This window comes from Oceaniradius stylonematis (assembly GCF_003149475.2).
GTDB classification, from domain to species: domain Bacteria; phylum Pseudomonadota; class Alphaproteobacteria; order Rhizobiales; family Rhizobiaceae; genus Roseitalea; species Roseitalea stylonematis.
This window is the reverse complement of record NZ_QFWV02000004.1, coordinates 137,658-161,724: the sequence shown is the minus strand read 5'-3', so window position 1 is coordinate 161,724 and position 24,067 is coordinate 137,658. Positions and strand designations below refer to the sequence as shown.

Annotated in this window: 25 protein-coding genes and 1 pseudogene; 15 read left to right on the top strand and 11 right to left on the bottom strand. The window is 66.0% G+C overall.

Annotated features, from left to right (window positions below):
* Positions 1 to 68: 68 nt before the first annotated feature.
* The 10 genes from DEM25_RS04410 (at position 69) to DEM25_RS04365 (ending at position 9,939) form a co-directional block, all read left to right on the top strand.
* Positions 69 to 1,007 (top strand): AAA family ATPase, encoded by a 939-nt coding sequence (locus tag DEM25_RS04410; protein ID WP_109767739.1) that lies wholly within the window; start codon positions 69 to 71, stop codon positions 1,005 to 1,007.
* Positions 1,007 to 2,227, top strand: coding sequence for a vWA domain-containing protein (locus DEM25_RS04405; protein ID WP_109767740.1), 1,221 nt, complete (start codon positions 1,007 to 1,009; stop codon positions 2,225 to 2,227). The genes DEM25_RS04410 and DEM25_RS04405 overlap by 1 nt, the downstream gene beginning before the upstream one ends.
* A gap of 108 nt (positions 2,228 to 2,335) precedes the next feature.
* Positions 2,336 to 2,827, top strand: a complete 492-nt coding sequence (locus tag DEM25_RS04400) for an SRPBCC family protein (protein ID WP_109767741.1) — start codon at positions 2,336 to 2,338, stop codon at positions 2,825 to 2,827.
* A 67-nt stretch (positions 2,828 to 2,894) separates the two neighbouring features.
* Positions 2,895 to 3,365 carry a (2Fe-2S)-binding protein gene (locus DEM25_RS04395; RefSeq protein WP_109767840.1) on the top strand — a complete coding sequence of 157 codons (471 nt, stop codon included), beginning with the start codon at positions 2,895 to 2,897 and terminating at the stop codon, positions 3,363 to 3,365.
* A gap of 54 nt (positions 3,366 to 3,419) precedes the next feature.
* The gene (locus DEM25_RS04390) at positions 3,420 to 5,780 is read left to right on the top strand and encodes a xanthine dehydrogenase family protein molybdopterin-binding subunit (protein ID WP_109767742.1); all 2,361 of its coding nucleotides are present in this window, start codon (positions 3,420 to 3,422) and stop codon (positions 5,778 to 5,780) included.
* 13 nt (positions 5,781 to 5,793) lie between these two features.
* Positions 5,794 to 6,591, top strand: coding sequence for an FAD binding domain-containing protein (locus DEM25_RS04385; protein WP_109767743.1), 798 nt, complete (start codon positions 5,794 to 5,796; stop codon positions 6,589 to 6,591).
* 253 nt (positions 6,592 to 6,844) lie between these two features.
* Positions 6,845 to 7,357: an invasion associated locus B family protein gene (locus DEM25_RS04380; protein WP_158585160.1), complete on the top strand. Its 513-nt coding sequence runs from the start codon at positions 6,845 to 6,847 to the stop codon at positions 7,355 to 7,357.
* Positions 7,358 to 7,378: 21 nt separating this feature from the next.
* Positions 7,379 to 8,152, top strand: a complete 774-nt coding sequence (locus tag DEM25_RS04375) for a SapC family protein (RefSeq protein ID WP_109767745.1) — start codon at positions 7,379 to 7,381, stop codon at positions 8,150 to 8,152.
* Between the two features lie 116 nt (positions 8,153 to 8,268).
* Entirely contained in the window at positions 8,269 to 9,570 is a 1,302-nt protein-coding gene (locus DEM25_RS04370; protein ID WP_109767841.1) for an NAD(P)/FAD-dependent oxidoreductase, read from the top strand.
* Positions 9,571 to 9,582: 12 nt separating this feature from the next.
* Positions 9,583 to 9,939, top strand: a complete 357-nt coding sequence (locus DEM25_RS04365; RefSeq protein ID WP_109767746.1) for a DUF5368 domain-containing protein — start codon at positions 9,583 to 9,585, stop codon at positions 9,937 to 9,939.
* A 3-nt stretch (positions 9,940 to 9,942) separates the two neighbouring features.
* Here the strand turns inward: DEM25_RS04365 and DEM25_RS04360 are convergent, their stop codons facing one another.
* The 3 genes from DEM25_RS04360 to DEM25_RS04350 all read right to left on the bottom strand — a co-directional run bounded on the left by DEM25_RS04360 (position 9,943) and on the right by DEM25_RS04350 (position 12,699).
* Positions 9,943 to 10,368: a hypothetical protein gene (locus tag DEM25_RS04360; protein WP_147393270.1), complete on the bottom strand. Its 426-nt coding sequence runs from the start codon at positions 10,366 to 10,368 to the stop codon at positions 9,943 to 9,945.
* An 86-nt stretch (positions 10,369 to 10,454) separates the two neighbouring features.
* Positions 10,455 to 11,204, bottom strand: coding sequence for an SDR family oxidoreductase (locus DEM25_RS04355; RefSeq protein ID WP_109767748.1), 750 nt, complete (start codon positions 11,202 to 11,204; stop codon positions 10,455 to 10,457).
* 7 nt (positions 11,205 to 11,211) lie between these two features.
* Positions 11,212 to 12,699: an aldehyde dehydrogenase family protein gene (locus tag DEM25_RS04350; RefSeq protein ID WP_109767842.1), complete on the bottom strand. Its 1,488-nt coding sequence runs from the start codon at positions 12,697 to 12,699 to the stop codon at positions 11,212 to 11,214.
* A gap of 131 nt (positions 12,700 to 12,830) precedes the next feature.
* Here DEM25_RS04350 and zwf point away from each other — a divergent pair, with 131 nt between their 5' ends.
* From zwf to edd, 3 genes and pseudogenes are all read left to right on the top strand, one after another.
* A complete protein-coding gene (gene zwf, locus DEM25_RS04345; protein ID WP_109767749.1) occupies positions 12,831 to 14,303 on the top strand; it encodes a glucose-6-phosphate dehydrogenase in 1,473 nt (490 codons plus the stop codon).
* On the top strand, positions 14,290 to 15,009 hold the full coding sequence (gene pgl / locus DEM25_RS04340; RefSeq protein ID WP_109767750.1) for a 6-phosphogluconolactonase: 720 nt from the start codon (positions 14,290 to 14,292) through the stop codon (positions 15,007 to 15,009). The genes zwf and pgl overlap by 14 nt, the downstream gene beginning before the upstream one ends.
* A 45-nt stretch (positions 15,010 to 15,054) precedes the next feature.
* Positions 15,055 to 16,878 (top strand): annotated as a pseudogene (edd, locus tag DEM25_RS04335) (phosphogluconate dehydratase); the annotation flags it as partial.
* Positions 16,879 to 16,973: 95 nt separating this feature from the next.
* On the opposite strand, the gene DEM25_RS04330 reads toward edd, so the two are convergent.
* Positions 16,974 to 17,402 carry a DUF4399 domain-containing protein gene (locus DEM25_RS04330; RefSeq protein WP_109767843.1) on the bottom strand — a complete coding sequence of 143 codons (429 nt, stop codon included), beginning with the start codon at positions 17,400 to 17,402 and terminating at the stop codon, positions 16,974 to 16,976.
* A 215-nt stretch (positions 17,403 to 17,617) separates the two neighbouring features.
* Here DEM25_RS04330 and DEM25_RS04325 point away from each other — a divergent pair, with 215 nt between their 5' ends.
* A complete protein-coding gene (locus tag DEM25_RS04325; protein ID WP_109767752.1) occupies positions 17,618 to 18,322 on the top strand; it encodes a class I SAM-dependent methyltransferase in 705 nt (234 codons plus the stop codon).
* 48 nt (positions 18,323 to 18,370) lie between these two features.
* Here the strand turns inward: DEM25_RS04325 and DEM25_RS04320 are convergent, their stop codons facing one another.
* Positions 18,371 to 18,784, bottom strand: a complete 414-nt coding sequence (locus DEM25_RS04320; protein ID WP_109767753.1) for a MerR family transcriptional regulator — start codon at positions 18,782 to 18,784, stop codon at positions 18,371 to 18,373.
* Between the two features lie 72 nt (positions 18,785 to 18,856).
* Between DEM25_RS04320 and DEM25_RS04315 the strand changes: the two genes are divergently transcribed.
* On the top strand, positions 18,857 to 19,489 hold the full coding sequence (locus DEM25_RS04315; protein WP_109767754.1) for a cation efflux transmembrane domain-containing protein: 633 nt from the start codon (positions 18,857 to 18,859) through the stop codon (positions 19,487 to 19,489).
* A 36-nt stretch (positions 19,490 to 19,525) separates the two neighbouring features.
* Here DEM25_RS04315 and DEM25_RS04310 read toward each other — a convergent pair whose 3' ends face one another.
* From DEM25_RS04310 to folD, 6 genes are all read right to left on the bottom strand, one after another.
* On the bottom strand, positions 19,526 to 20,023 hold the full coding sequence (locus tag DEM25_RS04310) for a copper chaperone PCu(A)C (RefSeq protein ID WP_109767755.1): 498 nt from the start codon (positions 20,021 to 20,023) through the stop codon (positions 19,526 to 19,528).
* Positions 20,024 to 20,101: 78 nt separating this feature from the next.
* A complete protein-coding gene (locus tag DEM25_RS04305; protein WP_120222630.1) occupies positions 20,102 to 20,494 on the bottom strand; it encodes a hypothetical protein in 393 nt (130 codons plus the stop codon).
* A 79-nt stretch (positions 20,495 to 20,573) separates the two neighbouring features.
* A complete protein-coding gene (rimK, locus tag DEM25_RS04300; protein WP_109767757.1) occupies positions 20,574 to 21,497 on the bottom strand; it encodes a 30S ribosomal protein S6--L-glutamate ligase in 924 nt (307 codons plus the stop codon).
* A complete protein-coding gene (locus tag DEM25_RS04295; protein ID WP_109767758.1) occupies positions 21,494 to 22,006 on the bottom strand; it encodes an ATP-dependent zinc protease family protein in 513 nt (170 codons plus the stop codon). The genes rimK and DEM25_RS04295 overlap by 4 nt, the downstream gene beginning before the upstream one ends.
* Positions 22,007 to 22,011: 5 nt before the next feature.
* Entirely contained in the window at positions 22,012 to 22,971 is a 960-nt protein-coding gene (locus tag DEM25_RS04290; protein WP_109767759.1) for a GlxA family transcriptional regulator, read from the bottom strand.
* A gap of 92 nt (positions 22,972 to 23,063) precedes the next feature.
* Positions 23,064 to 23,963, bottom strand: a complete 900-nt coding sequence (gene folD, locus DEM25_RS04285; RefSeq protein WP_109767844.1) for a bifunctional methylenetetrahydrofolate dehydrogenase/methenyltetrahydrofolate cyclohydrolase FolD — start codon at positions 23,961 to 23,963, stop codon at positions 23,064 to 23,066.
* Positions 23,964 to 24,067 lie beyond the last annotated feature (104 nt).

The following is a 24,067-nucleotide window of genomic DNA, read 5'->3' as shown; positions in this document are numbered from 1 at the left end:
CGGCAAGGCGTTTGCGCCCTTGGCGCAATGGACAGGCGCCGGCATGCCCGCTAACTCTTGTGGTCATGATGGATGCCGCCAACACGACCGCCACGCCCGCGCCGGTCTCGATCGACGAGACGATCGCCCTTCTTGCCGGCGAGAACTATGTCTGCGGGCGCGGCCTTGCCACCGTCGCCTTCCTGTCGATGACGCTCGACAAGCCGCTCTTTCTTGAAGGCGAGGCCGGCGTCGGCAAGACCGAGATCGCCAAGGCGCTCGCCTCCGGCCTCGGCCGCCGGCTGATCCGCCTGCAATGCTATGAGGGTCTCGATGCCGCGTCGGCGATCTATGAGTGGAACTTCACGGCCCAGATGGTCGCCATCCGAACCGCCGAGGCCGCCGGCAACGCCGACCGCGACCTGTTGCAGCAGGAGCTGTTCACCGGCGACTTCCTGATCCGCCGGCCGCTTCTGGAAGCGATGGAGCCGCACGCCGAGGGCCCGCCCGTCCTGCTGATCGACGAGGTCGACCGCACGGACGAACCGTTCGAGGCGTTCCTGCTCGAAGCCCTGTCGGACTATCAGGTGACGATCCCGGAACTTGGCACGATCCGCGCGGACGAGCCGCCGCTGGTGATCCTGACCTCCAACCGGACGCGCGAGGTCCATGACGCGCTCAAGCGCCGCTGCCTTTATCACTGGGTCGATTATCCGGACTTCGAGCGCGAGATGGACATCCTGCGCGCCCGCGTGCCCGAAGCGACCGAAACCCTTTCGGCGGAGATCGTCGCCTTCGTCCAGGGTCTGCGCGGGGCGGACCTGTTCAAGAACCCCGGCGTTGCCGAGACCATCGACTGGGCCAAGTGCCTTGTCGCGCTTGACACGGTCGCGCTGTCGCCCGAGGTGATTTCCGACACGCTCGGGGCGATCCTCAAATATCAGGACGACATTGCCCGCATGGCCGGCTCCGAGGTCACGCGCATTCTCGACGAGGCGCGGGCGAAGCTCGCCGACACCGGCAGCTGATGGCCGGGGCGCCCGCCGCCGAAAAGCCCGCCAAGGGCCGTCTGGCCGACAATATCGTTCATTTCGCCCGCGCCCTGCGCAAGGCCGGCGTGCCGGTCGGCACCAGCCAGGTCCGCGATGCGGTGCGCGCGGCGGCGGTCGCCGGCTTTTCACGGCGCGACGATTTCTACCATTTGCTGCGCGCGACGTTGATCACCCGCGCCGAGCATCTGGACGTCTTCCACCAGGTGTTCACCATGTTCTGGCGCGATCCCGAATATCTCGAAAAGATGATCCGCCTTCTGTCGCCGATGATCCGGGGCGAGACCGAGGAGAAGAAGAAAAAGGCCGCCGAACGGCGCGCCTCCGAGGCGTTGGGCGATGCGCCCAAGGCGTCTGCCGACGCGCCGGTGCGCACCGAGGTCGAGATCGACGCGCAACTGTCCTGGTCGGAAACCGAGACGCTGCGGGCGATGGATTTCGAGCAGATGAGCGCCACCGAGCTGGCGCGCGCCGCGCGCGCCATCGAGGCGATGCGCCTGCCCGTCCGCCCGGTTCGCACGCGGCGCGCGCGCCGTTCGCCGGTCGGAACCCGGCCCGATTTCCGCGCCACCATGCGCGGGTCGCTGCGCCGCGCCGGCGAGATCGAGCGGGTCGTCACCATCGTACCGCGCGAGCGGCCGCCGGACCTTGTCGCCCTGTGCGACATTTCCGGATCGATGAGCACCTATTCGCGGATGATGATGCATTTCCTGCACGCGCTGACCTGGGCGCGGGTGCGCGACTGGCGCCATGTCCACGCCTTCACCTTCGGCACGCATCTGACCAACATCACCCGCGCGCTTCACCTCAAAGACCCCGACCGGGCGCTGGCGGCGGTCGGTCACGATGCGACGGACTGGGAGGGCGGCACGCGCATCGGCGTGGCGATCGAGACGTTCAACCGGCAATGGTCGCGCCGCGTGCTCGGCCAGGGCGCCGTGGTTCTTTTGATCACCGACGGGCTGGAGCGCGGCGACGCCGACCTGCTCTCGGCCCAGATGGAGCGGCTGCACCTGTCGTGCCGGCAGCTCATCTGGCTGAACCCGCTCCTGCGCTATGACGGGTTCGCGCCGCTCGCCGGCGGCATCCGCGCGATGATGCCCCATGTCGACCGGTTCCATGCCTGCCATTCGCTCGACAGCCTGGCCGATCTGACGCGCGCACTGACCGAAGGCCGGCAGGATATGCGCGCCGCGTGAGACCGCATCGAAAAAGCGCAATCCGCGACATTAGAATGAGTTGCATTCCAAATTGGGCCGCGCCATCATCGAAGGACAACAACGACAAGCATTCACCGGAGGAGCGTCATGGACATGACGGGTGAATACCAGATTGCCGCCCCGCGGGCGGCTGTCTGGCAGGCACTGAACGATCCCGACGTGCTGCGCGCATGCATTCCCGGCTGTGAAGAGCTGGAGATGACCTCCGACACGACCATGACCGCCAAGGTCGTCCAGAAGATCGGCCCCGTGAAGGCGAAGTTCGCCGGCGAGGTCGAACTGGTCAACATCATCGTCGAGGAAAGCTACACCATTCAGGGCGAAGGCAAGGGCGGCGTTGCGGGCTTTGCCAAGGGCGGCGCCGACGTGCGGCTGACCGATGGCGACGGTCACACGCTGCTGACCTATGAGGCGCAGGCAACCGTTGGCGGCAAGCTGGCCCGCCTCGGCAGCCGGCTGATCAATTCGACCGCCAAGAAGCTGGCCGACAAGTTCTTCGAGAACTTCCACGATCATTTGGGCGGCAAGGACGCCCGGGACGAAGTCGCCGGGGACGCAGAGACGGCCGAAAAGGCCTGACCGGACCCGCGTGCATCACCATGCCGGTGGCCCGGACGGGCGCGACACCGGAAAAGAGGAGGAATGGATGACCAGTGTGACGATGACCGTGAACGGCAAGGCCGCCAGCGGCGATGTGCCGGGCGAGACGCTGCTGAGCGATTTCCTGCGCGAGCATTTGCGGCTGACCGGCACCCATGTCGGCTGCGACACCAGCCAGTGCGGCGCGTGCGTCGTCCATGTGGACGGCAAGGCGGTCAAGTCGTGCACCGTGCTGGCCGCCTCGCTGGACGGTGCCGAGGTGACCACGGTCGAGGGGCTCGCCAATGGCGAACTGCACCCCATGCAGGTGGCCTTCAACGAAAATCACGGGCTGCAATGCGGCTTCTGCACGCCGGGCATGATCATGAGCGGCATCGACATGATCAACCGCTACAAGGCCGAGGGCAAGGAGCTGACCGACGACGCGATCCGGCACGAGCTGGAGGGCAATATCTGCCGCTGCACCGGCTATCACAACATCGTCCGGTCGATCAAAGACGCGGCCGCCAGCATGTGAGCATGCGGAGGATCATCCGGGCGGCATCATGAGGCATTTGGGAGGAACGAGCATATGAGCGAAGGCATCGGCGCTGCGGTCAAGCGCAAGGAGGACAAGCGGTTCATCACGGGTCGGGGCAAATATACCGACGATATCCGCATGGAAAACCAGGCCTATGGCGCGTTCGTGCGCAGCCCGCACGCCCATGCCGAGATCAGGGGCATCGATGCGACCGCCGCGCTTGCCATGGAGGGCGTGATCGCCGTGCACACCGGGCCGGAACTCAAGGAAGACGGCATCGGCGATATCATCACCGGCTGGGCGATCCATTCCAAGGACGGCAACCCGATGAATGTCGGTGCGTGGAACCCGATGGCGACAGCCCGCGTGCGCCATGTCGGCGAACCCGTCGCCATCGTCATCGCCGAAAGCCAGGCGCTGGCGCGCCTTGCCGCCGAGGCGGTCGAGGTCGATTATGAGGAACTGCCCGCCGTCGCCGCTGCCACCAGGGCGCTCGAGGACGGCGCACCGCTCCTGCACGACAACGTCCCCGGCAATCTGATCTTCGACTGGGAGATCGGCGACGAGGCCGCCGCCGATGCGGGCCTCGCCGGCGCCGCGCACATCACCGAGCTCGATATCGTAAACAACCGGCTGGCGCCGAACGCCATCGAGCCCCGCTCGGCGATCGCCGTCTACAACGACATCGACGATCACTACACGCTCTACACCACCAGCCAGAACCCGCATGTGGCGCGGCTGGTCTTGTCGGCCTTCTACAATGTCGCGCCCGAGCACAAGCTGCGTGTCATCGCGCCCGACGTCGGCGGCGGCTTCGGCTCGAAAATCTACATCTATCCCGAGGAGATCACCTGCCTGTGGGCGTCGATGAAGACCGGCCGTTCGGTCAAGTGGACGTCGGACCGTTCCGAAGCCTTCATGACCGACGCCCATGCGCGCGATCACGTCACCAAGGCCCGCATGGGTTTTGACGCCGACGGCAAGATCGTCGGGCTGAAGGTCAACACGGTGGCCAATATCGGCGCCTACGCGTCTTTGTTTGCGACCGCCACGCCGACCTATCTGTACGGCACGCTTCTGTCCGGCCAGTACGACATCACCAACGTCTATTGCGACGTCAAAGCGGTGCACACCAACACCGTTCCGGTCGATGCCTATCGCGGCGCCGGCCGCCCGGAGGCGACCTTTGTGATGGAACGGCTGATGGAGACCGCCGCGCGCGAGATGGGCATGGACCCGGCCGAACTGCGCCGCCGCAACTTCATCACCGAGTTCCCGCACCAGACGCCGGTGATCATGACCTACGATTCCGGCGACTTCCACGCGCTGCTCGAAAAGGGCCAGGCGGCAGCCGATGTGGCCGGCTTTGCGGCGCGCAAGGCCGAGGCCGCCTCGCGCGGCAAGCTGCGCGGCATCGGCTATTCGTGCTACATCGAAGCCTGCGGCATCGCGCCCTCCAAGGCGGTCGGCTCGCTCGGCGCCGGCGTCGGCCTCTGGGAATCGGCCGAGGTGCGCGTCAACCCGGTCGGCACGATCGAAATCCTGACCGGCTCCCATGCCCACGGCCAGGGCCATGAGACGACTTTCGCGCAAGTGGTGTCGGACCGGTTCGGACTGCCGATGGACAACATCACCATCGTCCATGGCGACACCGACAAGGTGCAGATGGGCATGGGCACCTACGGCTCGCGCTCGGGCGCGGTCGGCATGAACGCCATCGTCAAGGCGATGGACAAGGTCGAGGCCAAGGTCAAGAAGATCGCCGCGCACACGCTGGAGGCCAGCGAGGACGACATCGTCATCGAGGATGGCGAGGTCAAGGTCGCCGGCACCGACAAGAAGATGGCATGGCACGAGGTGGGCCTTGCCGCCTACACCGCGCACAATCTGCCCGACGGCATGGAGCCGGGCCTCAAGGAAGGCGCCTTCTACGATCCGACCAACTTCACCTTCCCGTCGGGCACCTACATCTGCGAGGTGGAAGTGGATCCCGAGACCGGTGTCGTCGAGATCGTGCAGTTCACCGCCGCCGACGATTTCGGCACGGTGATCAACCCGATGATCGTCGAGGGCCAGGTGCATGGCGGCGTCACCCAGGGCATCGGACAGGCGCTTCTGGAAAACGTCGTCTATGACGAGGACGGCCAGCTCATCACCGGCTCCTACATGGATTATTGCATGCCGCGCGCCGACGATGTGCCCTCCTATGTGCTCGAACATTCGACGACGGTCGCCCCGTCCAACCCGCTCGGTGTCAAGGGCTGCGGCGAAGCCGGAGCGATCGGCTCGCCGCCGGCCGTCATCAACGCGATCACCGACGCGATCGGCAACAACAATCTGACGATGCCGGCCACCCCGCAAAAGGTGTGGGCCGCCATTCAGGAAGTCGGCCTGCCGCAGGCGGCCGAATAGGGAGGATCGATCGATGTATGCAGTCAACTATCACAAGCCGGCCAGCATCGAGGATGCGGTTGCCGCCATTGGCGGCGCCGATGAGGCCAAGATCCTCGCCGGCGGCCAGACGCTTCTGCCGACCATGAAGCAGCACCTGGCCGCACCGTCCGATGTCATCGACATTCGCGGCATTGGCGGCATGACCGACATCGCCGTGCGCGGCGACACCGTCACCATCGGCGCGGCGGCCACCCATGCGGCCGTGGCCGGCAGCAACGAGGTGGGTTCGGTGTGCCCGGCTCTGGCGGCGCTCGCCGCAGGGATCGGCGATCCGGCGGTGCGCCACATGGGCACCATCGGCGGATCGATCGCCAACAACGATCCCGCCGCCGATTATCCGGCGGGCCTTCTGGCTCTGGGCGCGACCATCGTCACCAACAATCGCGAGATCGCAGCCGACGAATTCTTCACCGGCATGTTCACGACAGCGCTTGAGGATGGCGAGATCATCACCGCGATCAACGTCAGTGCACCCGGCAAGGCGGCTTACGCCAAGTTCCGAAACCCGGCCTCGCGCTACGCCATGGTCGGTGTTTTTGTCGCCAAGACCGGCGATGGCGCGCGCGTCGCCGTCACCGGGGCGGGCGAGGACGGCGTCTTCCGTCATGACGGTCTCGAACAGGCGCTCGGCACGAACTGGTCGCCCGATGCCGTGGACGCGGTGGCGGTGTCCGCCGACGGGCTGATGAGCGACATCCACGCCTCGGCCGACTATCGCGCCCACCTGATCAAGGTGATGGCCAAGCGCGCCGTGGCGGCCGCCGGCTGACGGGCGTCGGCATACCCCAATTGCGGTAATGGGCCAAGGAATGGCCGGGCGCGATGCATGCGTCCGGCCTTTTTGCATGATGCGGGGAAGATGAACCGGCGCTGATCACTGGCCAACCCCTTGTCCATCGGATAGTCAGGGCATGAAACATACTGGCCGGCAAGGCAGTCGCGCCGGCCGGAAAGACAAGGGGAAAGAAATGCTTGTTCGAAATCTGACGGCTTTGGGCGCCGCGGTTTGCGTTGCGGGGATGATGGCAGCCACAGCGCCGGCGACGGCCCAGGACGCTTCGCCGACGCCAAGCCGCTCGTCCGAATCGTTTGGCGACTGGAGTGTCGATTGCACGCTTGCCGTGACGCCCGCCGACGATGACGGCCCGCAGGATGCACCGCGCCGCGTATGCGAGGCCGTGCAGGTTTATTCGAGCACCAACAACCGCGCCGAAATCGCGCGTCTCGCCTTCGGCCGCAATCCCGAGGACGGAGCGACGGTCGTTGCCATGCGCGTCATCGCCGACGTGTCGTTCGGCAGCGCACCGGAACTGGCCGATGGCGACACGGCATTGCTGTCGGGCCGCATAACGCGCTGCACGAGCGGTTTCTGCTTTGTCCAGTTCGAGAGCGGCGACGACATTGCGCAGCTTCTTATCGGCGCCGAAACCCCGGCGATCCGCTATCCCGTTGCCAGCGGCCAGACGCTCGCGATCGGCGTGTCGACCGACGGGCTCACCGAAGCGCTCGCAACGCTGGCCGCGCGCAGCCAGTAATCCGCACTGAACGGGGACGTGATGACCGAGACGAAAACCGAGGAAAGAACCGCTGCCGGCAAGGATGCGAACGGAGCCGAAAGCGGCGGCCTTCCGGCCATGTACGAGACCGTGGCGGTCCTGTCGGCCGGGCTGCACGGCGATTTGCGCTTCACCCCGGCCAACCGCTTCAATGGCGCATCTCAGATGAACGCCATCATTGTCGCGGCCGCCGAGTTTCCGGAAGCGGCGCTGCACTATCCGCTCGTCTTCAGCGAACAGGACGGGCGCCGCGCCGCGCATGTGATCACCGGCCACTCGGCCGGCGAGAACCGGTTTGTCGAAAAGAGCGGCAAATGGCGTTCGGGCAGCTACATCCCGGCCTATGTCAGGCGCTATCCGTTCATCCTTGTCGAGGACAAGGCGCAGGACAGGCTGACGCTTGCCGCCGATCTCAAGAGCCGCTGGTTCGATTCAAAAAAGGGCGACCGGCTGTTCGAGGACGGAAAGCCGAGCGAAGCGGCGCAGAACGCGATGAGTTTCTGCCAGACGTATCACAACCAGCTTCTGGAGACCGACAAGCTCCTGGCCGCCATCGCCGGGACCGGCCTTCTGGTCGACCGCAATGCCGATGTGACGCTGCCCGACGAGACCAAGCGCCGGATCACCGGCTTCCAGGTGGTGGACGAGGAGAAGCTGGCGCAACTGGACGATGAGACCTTCCTGTCGCTGCGCAAGAACGGCGCGCTGGCGCTGATCTACTGCCACCTGATCTCGATGCGCAACTGGCGCAACATCGTTGGCGGCTCGAAGTGATCCGGTCCGCATAGATGTCGTCTCTTATATAAGAAAAAATTGATATAGATCATGCCGCCGGGCGTCCGGCGGCGTTACGATCCGCCCGATTGTTTATGACCATCGGGAGATTCCACATGTCTTTTGAGCTCGACAGGCGCGCCTTTCTGGCGGCCGCGCTCGGCGCGACAGCGCTGGGGGCCGCGCGTCCGGCGCATGCGCAACGCGTGGCGACGTCGGCCAAGATCGTCATCATCGGCGCCGGTGCGGCCGGCTCATCGCTCGCCAACCGGCTGGCCGCTCGGCTCGACGGCGCCGAGATCACCATCATCGACGCGCGCAAGCGCCATCTCTACCAGCCCGGCTTCACGCTGATCGCATCGGGTCTGAAACCGGCCGGCTATTCGGTCAGCAGCACCAGCGACTGGCTGCCGCGCGCGGTCAACTGGATCGAGGAGGGCGCCGCCGAGATCGATCCCGAGGCGAAGACGGTGACGACCGACAGCGGCACGCAGGTCAGCTATGACTATCTCGTCGTCGCGGCGGGGCTGAAGCTCAACTACGACCAGATCGAGGGCATGGATGTCGGTCTGATCGGCAAGGACGGCATCGGCTCGGTCTATGCGAGCCCCGAAGCGGCCGAAGCCACATGGCGCGAGATGGACCGGTTCACCGACGAGGGCGGCGTGGGCCTGTTCAGCCGTCCGGCCACCGAGATGAAATGCGCCGGCGCGCCGCTCAAATACACCTTCCTGACCGACGACTACGCACGGCGGAAAGGCAACCGCGGCAAGACCGAGATCATCTACGCCGCACACTCAAAATCGCTGTTCGGCGTGCCGATCGTCAACGAGAAGGTGCGCATGCTCTATGGCGAGCGCGGCTTCGACACACGCTATGAGCATGTGATGAAGGCGATCGATCCGGGCCGCAAGGTGGCCACCTTCGCAACGCCGGAAGGCGACCGGGAAATCCCGTTCGATTTCACCAACGTCATCCCGCCAATGAGCGCGCCGGACGTGATCCGCAACTCGCCGCTGCCATGGGCCGACAAGTGGGTCGGCCAGGGCTATGTCGAGGTGGACCAGTACACGCTGCGTCACAATCGCTACCCGGACGTGTTCGCCGCCGGCGACGTGGCCGGCGTGCCCAAGGGCAAGACGGCGGCATCGGCCAAATGGCAGGTACCCGTTGTCGAGGACCAGCTCGTCGCGCAGATCGCCGGTCAGGAGGGCACCGAGACCTACAATGGCTATACGTCCTGTCCGCTGATCACCCGCGTCGGCCGGGCGATGCTGATCGAGTTCGACTACAAGAACAATCTGGTGCCGTCCTTCCCCGGCGTGATCGCGCCGCTCGAGGAATTGTGGGTCTCGTGGCTGATGAAGGAAATCGCGCTGAAGGCGACTTACAACGCCATGTTGCGCGGCCGGGCTTGAGGAGGAAGAATCATGGAAGAACTGACGTTTGGAACGCTGATCGCCGTGCTCGAGGAAATGTTCGGCCGGGGCCTCTTCTGGGGGCTCGTCGTCATCGCCGCCCTGGTCACCGCCGCCTTTGTCTATGTCATCGTGCGCGACCGTTCGCTGCGCAGCCGCTGGTTCCTGCGCGCCGAACTGCTGGCGCCGATCGGGGCCATCGCCGCGATCTGGTTCGTCTTCGTCATCACCCGTTCGGGGCTGGGCGATGTCGGCGGGCCGATCGACGTGATCGCGCTGATCATGATCGGCCTTGCCGGCGCGGTCGGTCTGACCTTTCTCGCCTACACCGTGCAGGCCGTCGTCGGCGGCAAGCGCGGCGAGGCGTGACGCCTACCAGGCCGGCAGCAGCGCCGTGACGCGGTCGGCTGTGTCGCCGACAAACCCGGCGATGCGCGCGGGCTTGTCGGCGACGGTCTGAACCCGCACCGTGACCCAGCGGCGCACCATGCCGCGCCGCGTGGGCGGCGAGACGGTCACCGTCGCCTCATCGGTGATGTCGCTGAGCGGGCGCTCGGCGGGAACCATGTCGCTTGCAACCGCGATCGTGCCCGCGTCGAGCGCCTCGCATTGCGCCGCCGTCGACGGATAGTCGGCCTCGATGCGGGTCAGCAGCGCCTCGCCGGCCTGCTGGCACGCGGCAATCGTCGACCAGCGCCCGTCGGGCGTATCGATGTAGTCGCAATGGGCGCCCGCATCGTCGCAGCCCATCAGCGTCAGCACCACCACCAGTTCCTTCATCACCCGACCTCGCTCCATGCATTGCGCCAGAAGCGGTAGCTCGGTCAGATGGCGCGGGCGCGGCGCAAATCGGGCAACAAGGCGGCGATTGGCTTACGATACCGTCATACGCAGCGCCCGCCATCCACCTCCAGCGCGACGCCGGTGATGAAGGCGGCTTCGTCGGAGGCCAGATAGAGCGCCGCATTGGCGATGTCGGCGGGTGTCGAAAACCGCCCGAGCGGGATGACCGACTTGAACTTGTCGCGCATCTCCGGCGTGTCGGTGCCCATGAAGGTCGCCAGCATGCCGGTCTCGCCGGCCACCGGCGCCAGGCAATTGACGCGGATGTTTTTCGGCGCCAGTTCCACGGCCATGGATTTGGTCGCCGTGATCGCCCAGCCCTTGGATGCGTTGTACCATGTCAGGCCCGGCCGCGGCCTGAGGCCCGCTGTCGACGCGGTCGTGATGATGACGCCGCCGCCCTGGCCCTCCATGATCGGCACGACCGCGCGCGTCGCATGATAGATCGCCTTCATGTTGACAGCGAAGATCAGGTCGAAATCGTGCTCGTCAACGTCCAGAAGGTCGCCGTTGCGGTGGCTGTAGCCGGCATTGTTGATCATGATGTCGACGCGGCCGAACGCATCGTGCGCCGTTCGCACCATCCGCTCTATGTCGCTGCCCAGCGACACATCGACCGTCTGAGGCACCGCCGCCTCGCCCAGTTCGGCGGCGAGCGTTTCGGCGCGCTTGGCATTCATGTCGGCGATCAGGACGCGCGCGCCCTCTTCGATGAAGCGCCGCGTCATGCCTTCGCCGAATCCGCCGGCCCCGCCGGTGATGATGGCGGCCTTGCCGTCCAGTCTGCCCATGATGATCCTATCCGTGATTGAAGATGACGGTCTTGGTGGCGCTCATGTCGCGCAGCGCCTCGAAACCCTTTTCGCGGCCATGGCCGGATCTCTTGAAGCCGCCGAACGGCAATTCGATGCCGCCGCCGGCGCCATAGCCGTTGACGAAGACCTGGCCGGCCCGGACACGCTTGGCCATCCGGTGCTGGCGCCCGCCGTCTTTCGTCCAGACGCCGGCGACAAGGCCATAATCCGTCCCGTTGGCCAGACGCACCGCCTCCTCCTCGCCGTCGAAGACGAACAGCGACAGGACCGGCCCGAACACTTCCTCCCGGGCAAGCGCGCTGTCGGGCTCGACCGCGCCGAACAGGACCGGCGCCTGATAGTGACCGCCCTTCGGCGCGTCGGCGGCAATCGATCCCTCGGCCAGAACATCGGTCCCCGCCGCCTTGGCGTTGGCGACGAACCGGGCGACCCGTTCGGCCTGCTTGGCATTGATCAGCGGGCCCAGATCGCCATCGGCCCAGTGCGGCTCGGCGGTCAGGGCCGCAAAGCGCGCGGCAAGTTCCGACGCCACCGTGTCATAGACCGGGCGCTCGATCAGGATGCGGCTGCCGGCCGAGCAGGTCTGCCCGCCATTCTGGATGATCGCATTGACGAGCACCGGCAGCGCCGCCTCGATGTCCGCATCGGCAAAGACGATCTGCGGCGACTTGCCGCCAAGCTCCATCGTCACGCCGCGATTGTTTTCGGCGGCGGCCGTCTGGATCGCCGTTCCGGTCGCCGGGGAGCCGGTGAAGGTGACATAATCGACGTCGGCATGCGCCGACAGCGCCGCACCGGCTTCCGAGCCAAGTCCGGTGACCACGTTGAAGACCCCATCGGGAAATCCGGCCTCCAGCGCCAGTTCAGCGACGCGGATGGCCGTCAGCGAGGCATCCTCGGCCGGCTTGATCACCAGCGTGTTGCCCATTGCCAGCGCCGCGCCGGCGACGCGCGCCAGAATCTGCAGCGGATAGTTCCACGGGATGATCCCGGCGACGACGCCATGCGGCTCGCGCAGGGTCAGCGCCGTGTAGCCGTCCAGAAACGGGATCTGCTCGCCATGCACCTTGTCGGCCGCGCCGCCATAATATTCGAAATAGCGCAGCGTGGCGGTCACATCGGCAATGCCCTGCCGCAGCGGCTTGCCCGTGTCGCGGCTTTCAAGCGCCGCCAGTTCGCCGGCATGATCGGCGATCCGGTCGCCGAGCCGCGTCAGAAGCCGTCCCCGCTCGGCAGCGGCCATCTTCGCCCAGGGACCGGCCTCGAAGGCGGCGCGCGCGGCGGCCACCGCCGCATCCACATCGGCGGCGTCAGACCGGGCGATCTTGGCAAAGCCGATGCCATCCGAGGGAGACGTGACCTCCAGCACGGCACCGGACCGGGCCGCTGCCAATGCGCCGCCTAAGACATTGTGCCCAGGGGCGCCTTCGCCGGCGCGGCGCGCGAGATCGGAATCCGGTTTTGTCAGCATGTCCACCTCCCTTGGCCGCCGCGGCACATGAACGTTCGATGATTTTCCCGGTTGCGTCAATCTGGGCGCTGGCATTCTTAAATCGATTAGATTATGGTGGCGGCATCACGCCCAATCACCGGATACTCCCGATGTCGAGCCAGATCATTCCCGTCGATCCGTTTGACTGCATCATCTTCGGCGGCACCGGCGACCTCGCCGAACGCAAGCTCCTGCCGGCGCTCTATCATCGCCAGAAGGACGGTCAGATGACCGAGCCGACGCGCATTGTCGGTGCCTCGCGATCGGACCTGTCGCCCAATGAATACCGGGACTTCGCGCTGACCGCGCTCAAGACCCACGTCAAGGATGAACTCGACGACGACGAGGTCGAGAAGTTTCTCGCCAAGCTCGATTACGTCTCGGTCGATGTGAAGTCCGAGCGCGGCTGGGACGCGCTGGCCAAGACGCTCGGGACCGATACGGGCAAGAAGCGCGCCTGCTATCTCGCCGTCGGTCCGTCCCTGTTCGGCGACATCGCCACGCGTCTGCGCGACAGCGGGCTGATCACGCCCGAAACCCGCATCATCGTCGAAAAGCCGATCGGTCGGGATCTCAAATCGGCCACCGCGCTCAACGACACGCTGGGCGAGGTGTTCGACGAATACCAGATCTTCCGCATCGACCATTATCTGGGCAAGGAGACGGTGCAGAACCTGATGGCGCTGCGCTTCGCCAACGCGCTCTACGAGCCTTTGTGGAACTCGGCCCATATCGACCATGTCCAGATCACGGTGGCAGAATCGGTCGGCCTCGAGGGCCGCGCCGGCTATTACGACAAGGCCGGCGCGCTGCGCGACATGGTGCAGAACCATCTTCTGCAGCTTCTGTGTCTCGTCGCCATGGAACCGCCCTCCTCGATGGATGCCAATGCCGTCCGCGACGAAAAGCTCAAGGTTCTGCGCGCGCTCGAGCCGGTCGGCGAGCACAATGTCGAAAAGCTCACCGTGCGCGGCCAGTACGGGGCGGGCGCTTCGGCCGGCGGTCCAGTCAAGGGCTATCTGGAAGAGCTTGAAGGCGGCGAAAGCAACACCGAAACCTTCGTGGCATTGAAGGCCGAGATCGGCAATTGGCGCTGGGCCGGTGTGCCCTTCTACCTGCGCACGGGCAAGCGCATGACGACGCGCGTGTCGGAGATCGTCATCGCCTTCAAGCCGGTGCCGCACTCGATCTTCGGTCAGGCCGGCGGGCGGATGTCGGCCAACAATCTGGTCATCCGCCTGCAGCCGGACGAGGGCGTCAAGCAGTGGATCATGATCAAGGATCCGGGCCCCGGCGGCATGCGGCTGCGCCACGTCCCGCTCGACATGAGTTTCGCGTCCGCCTTCAACGTGCGCAATCCCGACGCCTATGAACGGCTGATCATGGACGTGATCCGCGGCAACCAGACCCTGTTCATGCGCCGCGACGAGGTCGAGGCCGCCTGGCGCTGGATCGATCCGATCCTGTCGGCATGGGAAGAGACCGGCCAGCAATGCCAGCGCTATACGGCCGGAACATGGGGACCGTCGGCCTCGATCGCGCTGATCGAGCGCGACGGACGGACCTGGCATGAGAGCGACTGACGCGCCGGCCGGGCTTCACCGGCACGACTATGCCACGCGCGACCAGCTCGCCGAGGCGCTGGCCGCCGGTGTCTCGGCCAAGCTTGCCGGCGGGATCGCGACGCGCGGACACGCCTCGCTGGCCGTCTCGGGCGGCTCGACGCCCAAGCGCTTCTTCGAGGTTCTGTCCAAGGCCGGGCTCGACTGGTCTTCGGTCATGGTGCTGCTGGTCGACGAGCGGCTGGTGCCGCCGGACCATGAGCGGGCCAATGCCGGGCTGGTGCGGCGTCATCTGATGCAGAACCGCGCCGCTGAGGCGCGCTTCGTGCCCTATGTCGTCGATGGCCACACGCCCGCCGAATGCGCGCGCCTGTCGCAGGCCGCCTTCGAGCAGGACGGCCACCGGCTCGACGCGTGCATCCTCGGCATGGGCACGGACGGCCACACCGCGTCCTTCTTTCCCGGCGGCGACCGTCTTGCCGAGGCGCTCGACCCGGAGGGTGACGACAAGGTGCTGCCCATCTTTGCTGAAGGCGCGGGCGAGCCGCGTCTGACGCTGACGCTTCCCCCGATCCTCGATGCCCGTTTCGTCGCCCTGCACATCGAGGGTGCCGAGAAGCGCACGACGCTTGAAACCGCGCTCGGCGGCACCGATGTCGATGCCATGCCCGTTCGCGCGGTGCTGCACCAGACCGCAACGCCGGTCCATGTCTTCTGGGCGCCATGAGCGGCGCCCGCACTGGACCCGAATGCCCGATCCGGAGATCACGCCATGACCGCCTATGATGTCAACGCCACCATTTCCGCCGTCACCGAACGGATGCGCGAGCGCTCGAGAGCCGGCCGCGAACTCTATCTGGAGCGACTGGCCGACCGCGCGAGCCAGGGGCCGAAGCGCTCGAAACTGTCCTGCGGCAATCTCGCCCATGGCTTTGCCGCCTGCGGGCCGGCCGACAAGGCGGACCTGAAAGGCGATACCGTCGCCAATCTTGGCATCATCACCGCCTACAACGACATGCTGTCGGCGCATCAGCCCTTCGAGACGTTTCCAGCGCTCATCAAGCAGGCCGCGCGCGATGCGGGCGGCGTCGCCCAGGTCGCCGGCGGCGTGCCGGCCATGTGCGACGGCGTCACCCAGGGTCAGGCGGGCATGGAACTGTCTCTGTTCTCGCGCGACGTGATCGCGCTCTCGACCGCCGTCGGCCTGTCGCACGACATGTTCGACGCGGCGGTCTATCTGGGCGTCTGCGACAAGATCGTGCCCGGCCTTCTGATCGCCGCGCTCACCTTCGGCCATCTGCCGGCGGTGTTCATTCCCGCCGGTCCGATGACCTCCGGCCTGCCCAATGACGAAAAGGCCAAGACCCGCCAGCTCTATGCGGAAGGCAAGATCGGCCGCGACGAGCTCTTGGAGGCCGAAAGCGCGTCCTATCACGGCCCCGGCACATGCACCTTTTACGGCACGGCCAACTCCAACCAGATGCTGATGGAGATCATGGGCCTGCACATTCCCGGTGCAAGCTTCGTCAATCCGAACACGCCGCTGCGCGACGCGCTGACCCGCGAGGCGACCCGGCGGGCGATGGCGATCACCGCGCTCGGCAACGAGTTCACCCCGGTCGGCGAGATGATCGATGAGCGGTCGGTCGTCAATGGCGTGATCGGCCTGCACGCGACCGGAGGGTCGACCAATCACACCATCCACCTGATCGCGATGGCCGCCGCCGCCGGCATCACGCTGACATGGGAGGATATATCCGACCTGTCCGACGCGGTGCCGCTTCTGGCGCGCGTCTATCCCAACGGCCTTGCCGACGTGAACCATTTCCATGCCGCCGGCGGGCTCGGTTTCATGATCCGTGAACTGGCCGACCATGGCCTTCTGCACCGCGACGTGCGCACCGTCTGGGGTCACGGGCTGGACCCCTACATGATCGAGCCGGCGCTTGGGCGCGAGGACGGCACGGTCGAGCGGCGCCCGGCGCCCAAAAAGTCCGGCAACGAGAAGGTGCTGGCGCCGGTGGCAAAGGCGTTCCAGCCCAATGGCGGGCTGAAGATGCTGACCGGCAATCTGGGCCGCGGCGTCATCAAGATCTCGGCGGTCAAGCCGGACCGGCACGTGATCGAGGCGCCGGCGCGCGTCTTCCACGACCAGAACGATCTGCAAGCCGCCTTCAAGGCCGGCGAATGCGATCGCGACATGGTGGCGGTCATCCGCTTCCAGGGCCCGAAGGCAAACGGCATGCCCGAACTGCACAAGCTGACACCGTGCCTTGGGATCCTGCAGGATCGCGGCCATCAGGTGGCGCTGGTTACCGACGGCCGGATGTCGGGTGCGTCCGGCAAGGTGCCGGCGGCGATCCATGTGACGCCCGAGGCGCTCGATGGCGGGCCGATCGCCAAGGTCCGCGACGGCGACATGGTGCGCATCGACGCGATCAACGGAACGCTCGAAGTGCTGGTCGACGCGACAGAATTCGAAAGCCGCGAGCCGGCAAAGGTCGATCTGACCGCCAACACGCACGGTATCGGCCGGGAACTGTTCGAGACGTTCCGCCGGGTGGCCACCCGCGCCGATCAGGGCGCCAGCGTGTTCATGCCGCCGCCCGCGCCGGCCGGCGGCGCCGCGCCGTCTTCCGCCCGGCCGGTCAGCGTGCCGCTGGCGGACGATGCCTTTCGGTAAGTCTTGGCTTACTCAACGGTGATCGTGATCGTCTCCGAAACAACCGGCCGGTCGTGCGGAATGTGATTGTGATCGCCGGTGACGAGCTGCAGCGTGTGCTCGCCCGCGGGCAGCTCAAGCGTCACTTCGGTCTGACCGCCGCCGAAATGGATGTGATTGTCATCGGCCGGAATGTTGCCGGCGGCATCCGCGTCGCCAAACGGCGCCCGGTTGACGAACAGGTGGTGATGGCCGGTGCCCTCCATCTCGATGCCCGCCGGCGCGACGCCCATGCCGCGCATGCCGAACACGATCCTGACCGGGCTCTGCACGGCGGCGCCGTCGTCCAGATTGACGATGTAAACCTCCGCTCCGTCCGCCGACGGCGTCCCCTGCCCCAGCGCGGCGGTTGAAAGCAATGTGAAAAGCGCCGCCGTTGCGGCCAACGTCTTGTGCATGTCGATTTCCTCCACTTAGAAGAAGAGGAGTTAGCGCAGGCTCACCCAAGGGCAATCGATCGTGATCGTTGCGACCGGTGCGCCTTTGCGGGACAGGATTGTTAACCCAAACTGAAGGTCTTGTTTCACAATCGGTTTCTCCGCGTGCATACAGGCGGCCATTGGCGTCGGGCTGGCCGGCTCGGCACGCACGCATTTTCGAGAAGTGATAACCGATGACCAGCCAGACCCTTGCCGCCGAGACCATCGCCGACCCCTATTCCAACCCGGAATCCATTGAGAGCCGTTTCCGCCGCGCCCGTTTTGCCCGGGTCGAGGCGCTGATCGAGCAGGCGCTCGACAACCGCAAGGCGATCGACATCATCGATCTGGGCGGGCGCGAGATCTACTGGACCGTCGGCGCCGAGTTTCTGGCGCGCCATCGCGGGCGCGTCAGGATTCACCTGGTCAATCTCGAGAGCGACTTGGTGCCGGTCAGGGATACGGGCCTGTTCGAGGCCCATGCCGGCGACGCCTGCGACACGCACAGCTACAAGGCAAACGCCTTCGATCTGGTTCACTCCAACTCGGTCATCGAACATGTCGGCGGATGGGACCGGATCGGCCAGTTTGCCGACAATGTGCGCCGCCTGGCGCCGCGCTATTTCGTCCAGACGCCCAATTTCTGGTTTCCGCTCGAGCCGCATTTCCGGGTGCCGGGCTATCAGTGGCTGCCGGCCCGCTGGCGCACGCATCTTTTGCAGATGCGCAGGCTCGGCTTTTACGACCGCGAGCCCGACTATCGCAAGGCACGGTCGATCGTCGAAGAGGTCAAGCTCCTGACGCGCCATGACATGGCCAATCTGTTCCCCGATGCGGATATCGCCATGGAGCGGGTCGCCGGCCTGCCCAAGTCGATCATGGCCAGCCGCGCCGCATAAGGCACGCCTCCCGAAGAGACCCGGGACCTCGGCGGTCCTGGCGGACCGTCAGTGTTCTCCGGAACACAGGCCGTGATCGGCCAGCGCCTCGATGATCCGGCACTCGCCGACCCGGTCCGCATCGCACATCTGTTCGATGCGGCCGAGCTCCGCCTCAAGGCGTCTCAAACGCTCGATCCTGGCGTGAATTTCCGCCCGGTGCTCGCGGGCGATCCGATGCGCGTCCGCGCAGGGTTCTTCGGGATGGGCCGAAAGCTCGGCAAGCTCGCGGATGGCTTCGATGGACAGGCCCAGATCGCGCGCGTGCCGGATGAATGACAATCGTTCGAGCCCGTCCCGGTCGTAGCGCCGCTGGTTGCCCTCGGTCCGCCCCGCCGCCGCGATCAGCCCCATCTGCTCGTAATAGCGGATCGTCGGCACCTTGACGCCGGTGCGCCGCGACAGATCGCCGATCGAGAACATCGAAATACCCTCTTGAACCTATAGCCGCTAGAGAGATTAGGTTGATGATGTCCATACATCAAGGAGACGGTCATGGGTGCGGGTTGCGGCCATCACGAAACGACATTTGACGGCATGTCCGCGGACTACAAGCGCCGCTTGTGGGCTGTCATCGCCATCAACGCGACGATGTTCGCCGTCGAAATGGCCGCTGGCCACTGGGCCGGTTCGCAGGCGCTCAAGGCCGATGCGCTGGATTTCTTCGGCGATGCGCTGACCTACGGCATTTCGCTGGCGGTGATCGGCTCGTCGCTGTCGGTGCGCGCCAATGCCGCGCTTTTCAAGGGCGTCAGCCTGCTGGCGATGGGCGTCTGGGTGTTCGGCTCGACATTCCACGCCGTCTTCATTGCCGGCGTGCCGTCGGCGCCGGTCATGGGCGTGATCGGCTTTCTGGCGCTTGCCGCCAACGTGACCAGCGTGCTCTTGCTCGTCGCTTACAAGGATGGCGATGCCAATGTACGCTCGGTCTGGCTGTGTTCGCGCAACGATGCGATCGGCAATGTCGCGGTGATGATCGCCGCACTCGGCGTCTGGGGCACGGCGACCGGCTGGCCGGACCTGATCGTCGCGGCGATCATGGCGGGCCTGTTCCTGACCTCGGCCTTCCAGATTATCCGCCAGGCGATGGACGAAAAGCGTCAGGCCATGGCGGCGGCGGCGGAATAGGCCCCGCCGCGCACCGTCCGGTCGGTTGGGACGGCCCTACTGGTCCATGGAGCCGTGCTCCATGCCGCCGCCCAGATGTTCGCGGATCTGTTCCAGGCTCTCGACATTGAATGTGACGGTCACGTCGCCGGCCTTTTCGAAGGTCAGCGTCGCCGGCAGTTTGGCGCCTTCTTCGAGCTGCTGGTCGAGCTGCATGAACATCACGTGCAGTCCGCCGGGCTTGAGCACCACTTCGCCGCCGGCGGGAATTTCAACGCCGCCCTCGATCTCGCGCATCTTCATCACGTCGCCATCCATCACCATTTCGTGGATTTCCACCTTGCCGGCGAAGTCGGCGGCGCCGGCCATCAGCCGGTCGGCCTCCTCGCCGGTGTTGCGGATGGTCATGTAGCCGCCCGAAACGGGCGCGTTGGCGGGCGTGGCGCGTGCCACCGGATGGTCGATGACGAGATCGCCGGCCTTGTGTTCTTCATGGGCGAAGGCGGATGCGCCCGCCAGGACGGTGGCGGCGGCGGTCAGAATGAACTTGTTCATGGGATGTCTCATGGTTTGTGTGCGGGCCACCGTGGGGCGGCACTGGCAAAGGGATCGGGATTTGGCAGATGTCGCGTGTCAGCCGGCGGGCGGCGGACCGCGCACCGGCGCCGTTTCCAGATGCGCCGCTGCGATCGGCGGTCCGGTGCGGGTGACAAGAGGCGAGCCGGTCTCCGCCCGCAGCCGCATGGCCGGAAGGCAGTTGCCGGGTCCCGGCACCGCCGCTCCGCCCGCGATCAGGCAGAATTCGCACAGGCTGCCCGAGATGCCGCCGTCGTCTTCAGGCAGGCACCGGACCGGCATCGAGCCGTCCGGGAGCACATAGTGCGCCATCTCCAGAGCGCTCATGCCTGTCGGTGTCGCGGCGGCAGGCCGATGCGCGAACGCAGCCATCGCCAGCGCGGCGATCAGCGCCAGCCGCACGAGGACGGCGCGGGCACCGTCGTGTCTGCCGGGAGCCAAGCGGTTCATGGGCATTGTTTGACGCGAAACCTGCGCGTGCGCAAGCGCCCGGCCGTCGCTGCGGCAGCACACCGCACCGCGCCCGCGTTCAGCCGCGGCCGCGCGTCTTGGTCTTGCCGCGCCGCGTCGCCTGCGCGCGTTCCACATTGGCTTCCAGCAGGTCGATGATCTTGCCGGCGACATCCTTGCCGGTCGCCTTTTCCACGCCTTCCAGACCGGGCGAGGAATTGACCTCCATCACCACGGGCCCGTGGCTCGAGCGCAGCATGTCGACACCGCACACATCCAGGCCCATGGTCTTGGCGGCCTGAACGGCCGTCGCCCGCTCGATCGGCGTGATCCGGATCGCCTCGGCCATGCCGCCGCGGTGCAGGTTCGAGCGAAATTCGCCCGCCTTGCCGGTCCGTTTCATCGTCGCCACCACCTTGCCGCCGACGACGAAGGCGCGGATGTCGGTGCCGCCGGCTTCCTTGATGAACTCCTGGGCCATGATGTGCACCTTGGCGCCGCGGAACGCTTCGATGACCGACTTGGCCGACTGCATGGTCTCGGCGAGCACGACGCCGATTCCCTGCGTTCCTTCGAGAAGCTTGACCACAGTCGGCGGTCCGCTCGTCATGCGCACGATATCCTCGGCACGTTTGGGATCGTAGGCAAAGGCCGTCACCGGCAGGCCGACACCGTCCCGAGCCAGCAACTGCATCGAGCGCAGCTTGTCGCGTGAGCGGCCGATGGCGACCGATTCGTTCAGCGGATAGACGCCCATCATCTCGAACTGGCGCAGCACCGCCATGCCGTAGAAGGTGATCGAGGCGCCGATGCGCGGAATGACCGCGTCGTAGCCCGTCATCTTCTCGCCATTGTAGTAGACCGAAGGCCGCCGCGAGGTGATGTTCATGTAGCAGTGCAGCGTGTTGACGATGTCGAGCGTGTGCCCCCGCGCCTCGGCGACCGTCTTGATCCGCTGGTGCGAGTAAAGGTCCGGATTGCGCGCGAGCATGACGATTTTCATGGCGTTTCCCTGTCGGTCGGCGGATCGGGCCAGGCGGGATTGCCTGCCATCCAGGACCGGGTCGGATCGACGATCAGGCGGCCGATCCGCATGGCGCTGCGCCCCACCAGCATGTTGTAGACCATGTCGGTGCGGTCGGTCAGCGTCACCTCGGCGCGAAACGTCTCCGCGCCGATGACGAAGCGCGTGGCGATCACGCACCGCCGCTCCACCTGGCCGCTGCTCGACTTGACCTCCCGGAACTCGCGCATCCGCGCCTCGGCCGGCTCCGGCGTCGGCGCACCGTTGGCGCCGGGTGGATGAAAACGCACCCAGCTTCGGTCATTGCGCGCGAAGAACTCCAGATTGTCGACATGCAGCGCCGATGTCAGCGCACCGGTATCGATCTTGGCGCGAATGCGATCGACGCCCAGATCGGGCAGCGCCAGCTTTTCCCGCCAGCCGATGATCTGAAACCCGTGCGCGATCAGATCGTGCCGCGCCACGCCCGCCTTGGGCTTGTGGTCCATGGTGGTCAAAAACTCTTGCGCCTTTCATCGCTCGGCGCCCGGCCGAACTGCATGCGGTAACTCTGCGCGAAATAGGAGTGCGACGTAAAGCCCGTCGACAGCGCCACTTCCAGAATCGGGATGTTGGTCTGGCGCAGCAGCTGCCGGGCGCGTTCAAGGCGCAGCGTCATGTAGTAGCGCCCGGGCGTCGATTCGAGATGCTTGAGGAACAGCCGTTCCACCTGCCGCACCGAAAGCTCCACCGATTGCGCCAGAACCCCAGCCGACAGCGGCTCCTCCAGATTGTCGGCCATCAGTTCGGTCAGCCGCCGCAGCTTTTCCGACTTGCCCGTCAGGTCAGGCTCGCGGCCGACACGCTGGCGGTCCTCATGGCTGCGGATTCGCTCATACTGGAAGTTGTTGGCCACCTTGTTGGTGATCTCGGCACCGAAATCGGCGCGCACGATCTCCAGCATCAGGTCGATGCCGGTCGTGCCGCCCGCCGCCGTGTACCGCTTCCGGTCGATCTCGTAGACGTTCGATGTGCATTCGATGTGCGGGAACGCCTCGCGGAAGCCGGCGCGGTTCTCCCAGTGGATCGTACAGCGATGGCCCTCGAGCTGCCCGGCCTGGGCGAGAATGTGGCTGCCCACCGAAAGGGCTCCGAGGCTTGCCCCGCGCCGTCCCAGCGTGCGCAGCGCGTTGACGATCTTCTGCCTGCCCGGAAAATCGAGGGTCATCGAAGCGACGACGAATGTCAGGTCGGCAGGCTCGAGCGTGTCGACCGAATGGGCCGGTTTCAGCGTCAGCCCGTTCGACGCGCGCACCGGCTCGCCATCGTGCGACACCGTCGACCAGCGATAATAGCCGGTGCCCGACACCAGGTTGGCCGTGCGCAGCACGTCGATCACCGCCGACACGCAGAACATGGAGAATTCCTCGGCGAGAATGAAGGCGAAATGCCGCGATGGAACGTCGGACGTCATGACTGGTCTTGCTGTCACATATGTTGGACGGCCCGGGACACTGACGCCAAAGCCGGGGCCGCGCAAGCCCCGAACGGTGCCCGGCCGGCGCGTCAGAAAACGGGCGGCGTGCGTCCCGCCGACCGGTATGCCGCAACGATGGTGTTGACCATCAGCATGGCGATCGTCATCGGCCCGACACCGCCGGGAACCGGGGTGATGGCGCCTGCGGCTTCGGCGGCGTCATCGAAATCGACATCGCCGACGAGCCGCGTCTTGCCCTCGCCCTTTTCGGGCGCGGCGATGCGGTTGATGCCGACATCGATCACCGTCGCCCCCGGCTTGACCCAGTTGCCCTTGATCATCTGCGGCCGGCCGACGGCGGCGACCAGTATGTCGGCGGTGCGGCACAGGCCGGGCAGGTCCTTTGTGCGCGAATGGGCAACGGTCACCGTGGCGTTGGCGGCCAGAAGCAGGTTGAACATCGGCTTGCCGACAATGTTGGAGCGGCCGACGACGACCGCGTTCTTGCCCGACAGATCCTTGCCGAGCACACTTTCGATCAGCAGCATCGAGCCCGCCGGCGTGCACGGCACGAAGGCGCTGTCGGTCACGCCCGTGCCCAGCTTGCCCACATTGGTGAAATGGAAGCCATCGACATCCTTGTCCGGCGCGATCGCCTGGATGACCGCACCCTCGTCGATATGGCCGGGCAGCGGCAATTGCACCAGGACGCCGTGGATGGCCGGATCGCCGTTCAGTTCGTCGATCAGCCCCATCAGCGCTTCCTGGCCGGTGTCGTCCGGCAGCGCGTGCTCGACCGACAGGAAGCCGCAGGCCCGCGCGGTGCGGCCCTTGTTTGCGACATAGACCTTGGAGGCCGGGTCTTCGCCGACGATGACGACGGCCAGACCCGGCTGCATGCCTGTCTGCGCCTTCAGCATCTCGGCTGCCGTCTTGACCCCTTCGGTGACTTCCGCCGCGACCGCCTTGCCGTCGATGATCTGTGCCATGTCCAACCCCCGTGCTGTTCGACCGGCATAAAGCAAAAACGGTGCCGCGAGCGACACCATTTTCACGCCCTAAGGTGGCGTTTTTGGAAAGGCGGCGAGCAGGC

What these genes read in the sequence shown, in the direction of transcription:
- DEM25_RS04290 (WP_109767759.1), bottom strand. Translation starts at nt 22,971, where the DNA reads ATGACGTCCGACGTTCCATCGCGGCATTTCGCCTTCATTCTCGCCGAG.
- DEM25_RS04350 (WP_109767842.1), bottom strand. Translation starts at nt 12,699, where the DNA reads ATGCTGACAAAACCGGATTCCGATCTCGCGCGCCGCGCCGGCGAAGGC.
- zwf (WP_109767749.1), top strand. Translation starts at nt 12,831, where the DNA reads ATGTCGAGCCAGATCATTCCCGTCGATCCGTTTGACTGCATCATCTTC.
- DEM25_RS04380 (WP_158585160.1), top strand. Translation starts at nt 6,845, where the DNA reads ATGGCAGCCACAGCGCCGGCGACGGCCCAGGACGCTTCGCCGACGCCA.
- DEM25_RS04305 (WP_120222630.1), bottom strand. Translation starts at nt 20,494, where the DNA reads ATGAACCGCTTGGCTCCCGGCAGACACGACGGTGCCCGCGCCGTCCTC.
- DEM25_RS04315 (WP_109767754.1), top strand. Translation starts at nt 18,857, where the DNA reads ATGGGTGCGGGTTGCGGCCATCACGAAACGACATTTGACGGCATGTCC.
- DEM25_RS04395 (WP_109767840.1), top strand. Translation starts at nt 2,895, where the DNA reads ATGACCAGTGTGACGATGACCGTGAACGGCAAGGCCGCCAGCGGCGAT.
- DEM25_RS04400 (WP_109767741.1), top strand. Translation starts at nt 2,336, where the DNA reads ATGGACATGACGGGTGAATACCAGATTGCCGCCCCGCGGGCGGCTGTC.
- pgl (WP_109767750.1), top strand. Translation starts at nt 14,290, where the DNA reads ATGAGAGCGACTGACGCGCCGGCCGGGCTTCACCGGCACGACTATGCC.
- folD (WP_109767844.1), bottom strand. Translation starts at nt 23,963, where the DNA reads ATGGCACAGATCATCGACGGCAAGGCGGTCGCGGCGGAAGTCACCGAA.
- DEM25_RS04410 (WP_109767739.1), top strand. Translation starts at nt 69, where the DNA reads ATGGATGCCGCCAACACGACCGCCACGCCCGCGCCGGTCTCGATCGAC.
- DEM25_RS04330 (WP_109767843.1), bottom strand. Translation starts at nt 17,402, where the DNA reads ATGCACAAGACGTTGGCCGCAACGGCGGCGCTTTTCACATTGCTTTCA.
- DEM25_RS04360 (WP_147393270.1), bottom strand. Translation starts at nt 10,368, where the DNA reads ATGGAGCGAGGTCGGGTGATGAAGGAACTGGTGGTGGTGCTGACGCTG.
- DEM25_RS04370 (WP_109767841.1), top strand. Translation starts at nt 8,269, where the DNA reads ATGTCTTTTGAGCTCGACAGGCGCGCCTTTCTGGCGGCCGCGCTCGGC.
- DEM25_RS04295 (WP_109767758.1), bottom strand. Translation starts at nt 22,006, where the DNA reads ATGGACCACAAGCCCAAGGCGGGCGTGGCGCGGCACGATCTGATCGCG.
- DEM25_RS04405 (WP_109767740.1), top strand. Translation starts at nt 1,007, where the DNA reads ATGGCCGGGGCGCCCGCCGCCGAAAAGCCCGCCAAGGGCCGTCTGGCC.
- DEM25_RS04365 (WP_109767746.1), top strand. Translation starts at nt 9,583, where the DNA reads ATGGAAGAACTGACGTTTGGAACGCTGATCGCCGTGCTCGAGGAAATG.
- rimK (WP_109767757.1), bottom strand. Translation starts at nt 21,497, where the DNA reads ATGAAAATCGTCATGCTCGCGCGCAATCCGGACCTTTACTCGCACCAG.
- DEM25_RS04320 (WP_109767753.1), bottom strand. Translation starts at nt 18,784, where the DNA reads ATGTTCTCGATCGGCGATCTGTCGCGGCGCACCGGCGTCAAGGTGCCG.
- DEM25_RS04390 (WP_109767742.1), top strand. Translation starts at nt 3,420, where the DNA reads ATGAGCGAAGGCATCGGCGCTGCGGTCAAGCGCAAGGAGGACAAGCGG.
- DEM25_RS04355 (WP_109767748.1), bottom strand. Translation starts at nt 11,204, where the DNA reads ATGGGCAGACTGGACGGCAAGGCCGCCATCATCACCGGCGGGGCCGGC.
- DEM25_RS04325 (WP_109767752.1), top strand. Translation starts at nt 17,618, where the DNA reads ATGACCAGCCAGACCCTTGCCGCCGAGACCATCGCCGACCCCTATTCC.
- DEM25_RS04385 (WP_109767743.1), top strand. Translation starts at nt 5,794, where the DNA reads ATGTATGCAGTCAACTATCACAAGCCGGCCAGCATCGAGGATGCGGTT.
- DEM25_RS04375 (WP_109767745.1), top strand. Translation starts at nt 7,379, where the DNA reads ATGACCGAGACGAAAACCGAGGAAAGAACCGCTGCCGGCAAGGATGCG.
- DEM25_RS04310 (WP_109767755.1), bottom strand. Translation starts at nt 20,023, where the DNA reads ATGAACAAGTTCATTCTGACCGCCGCCGCCACCGTCCTGGCGGGCGCA.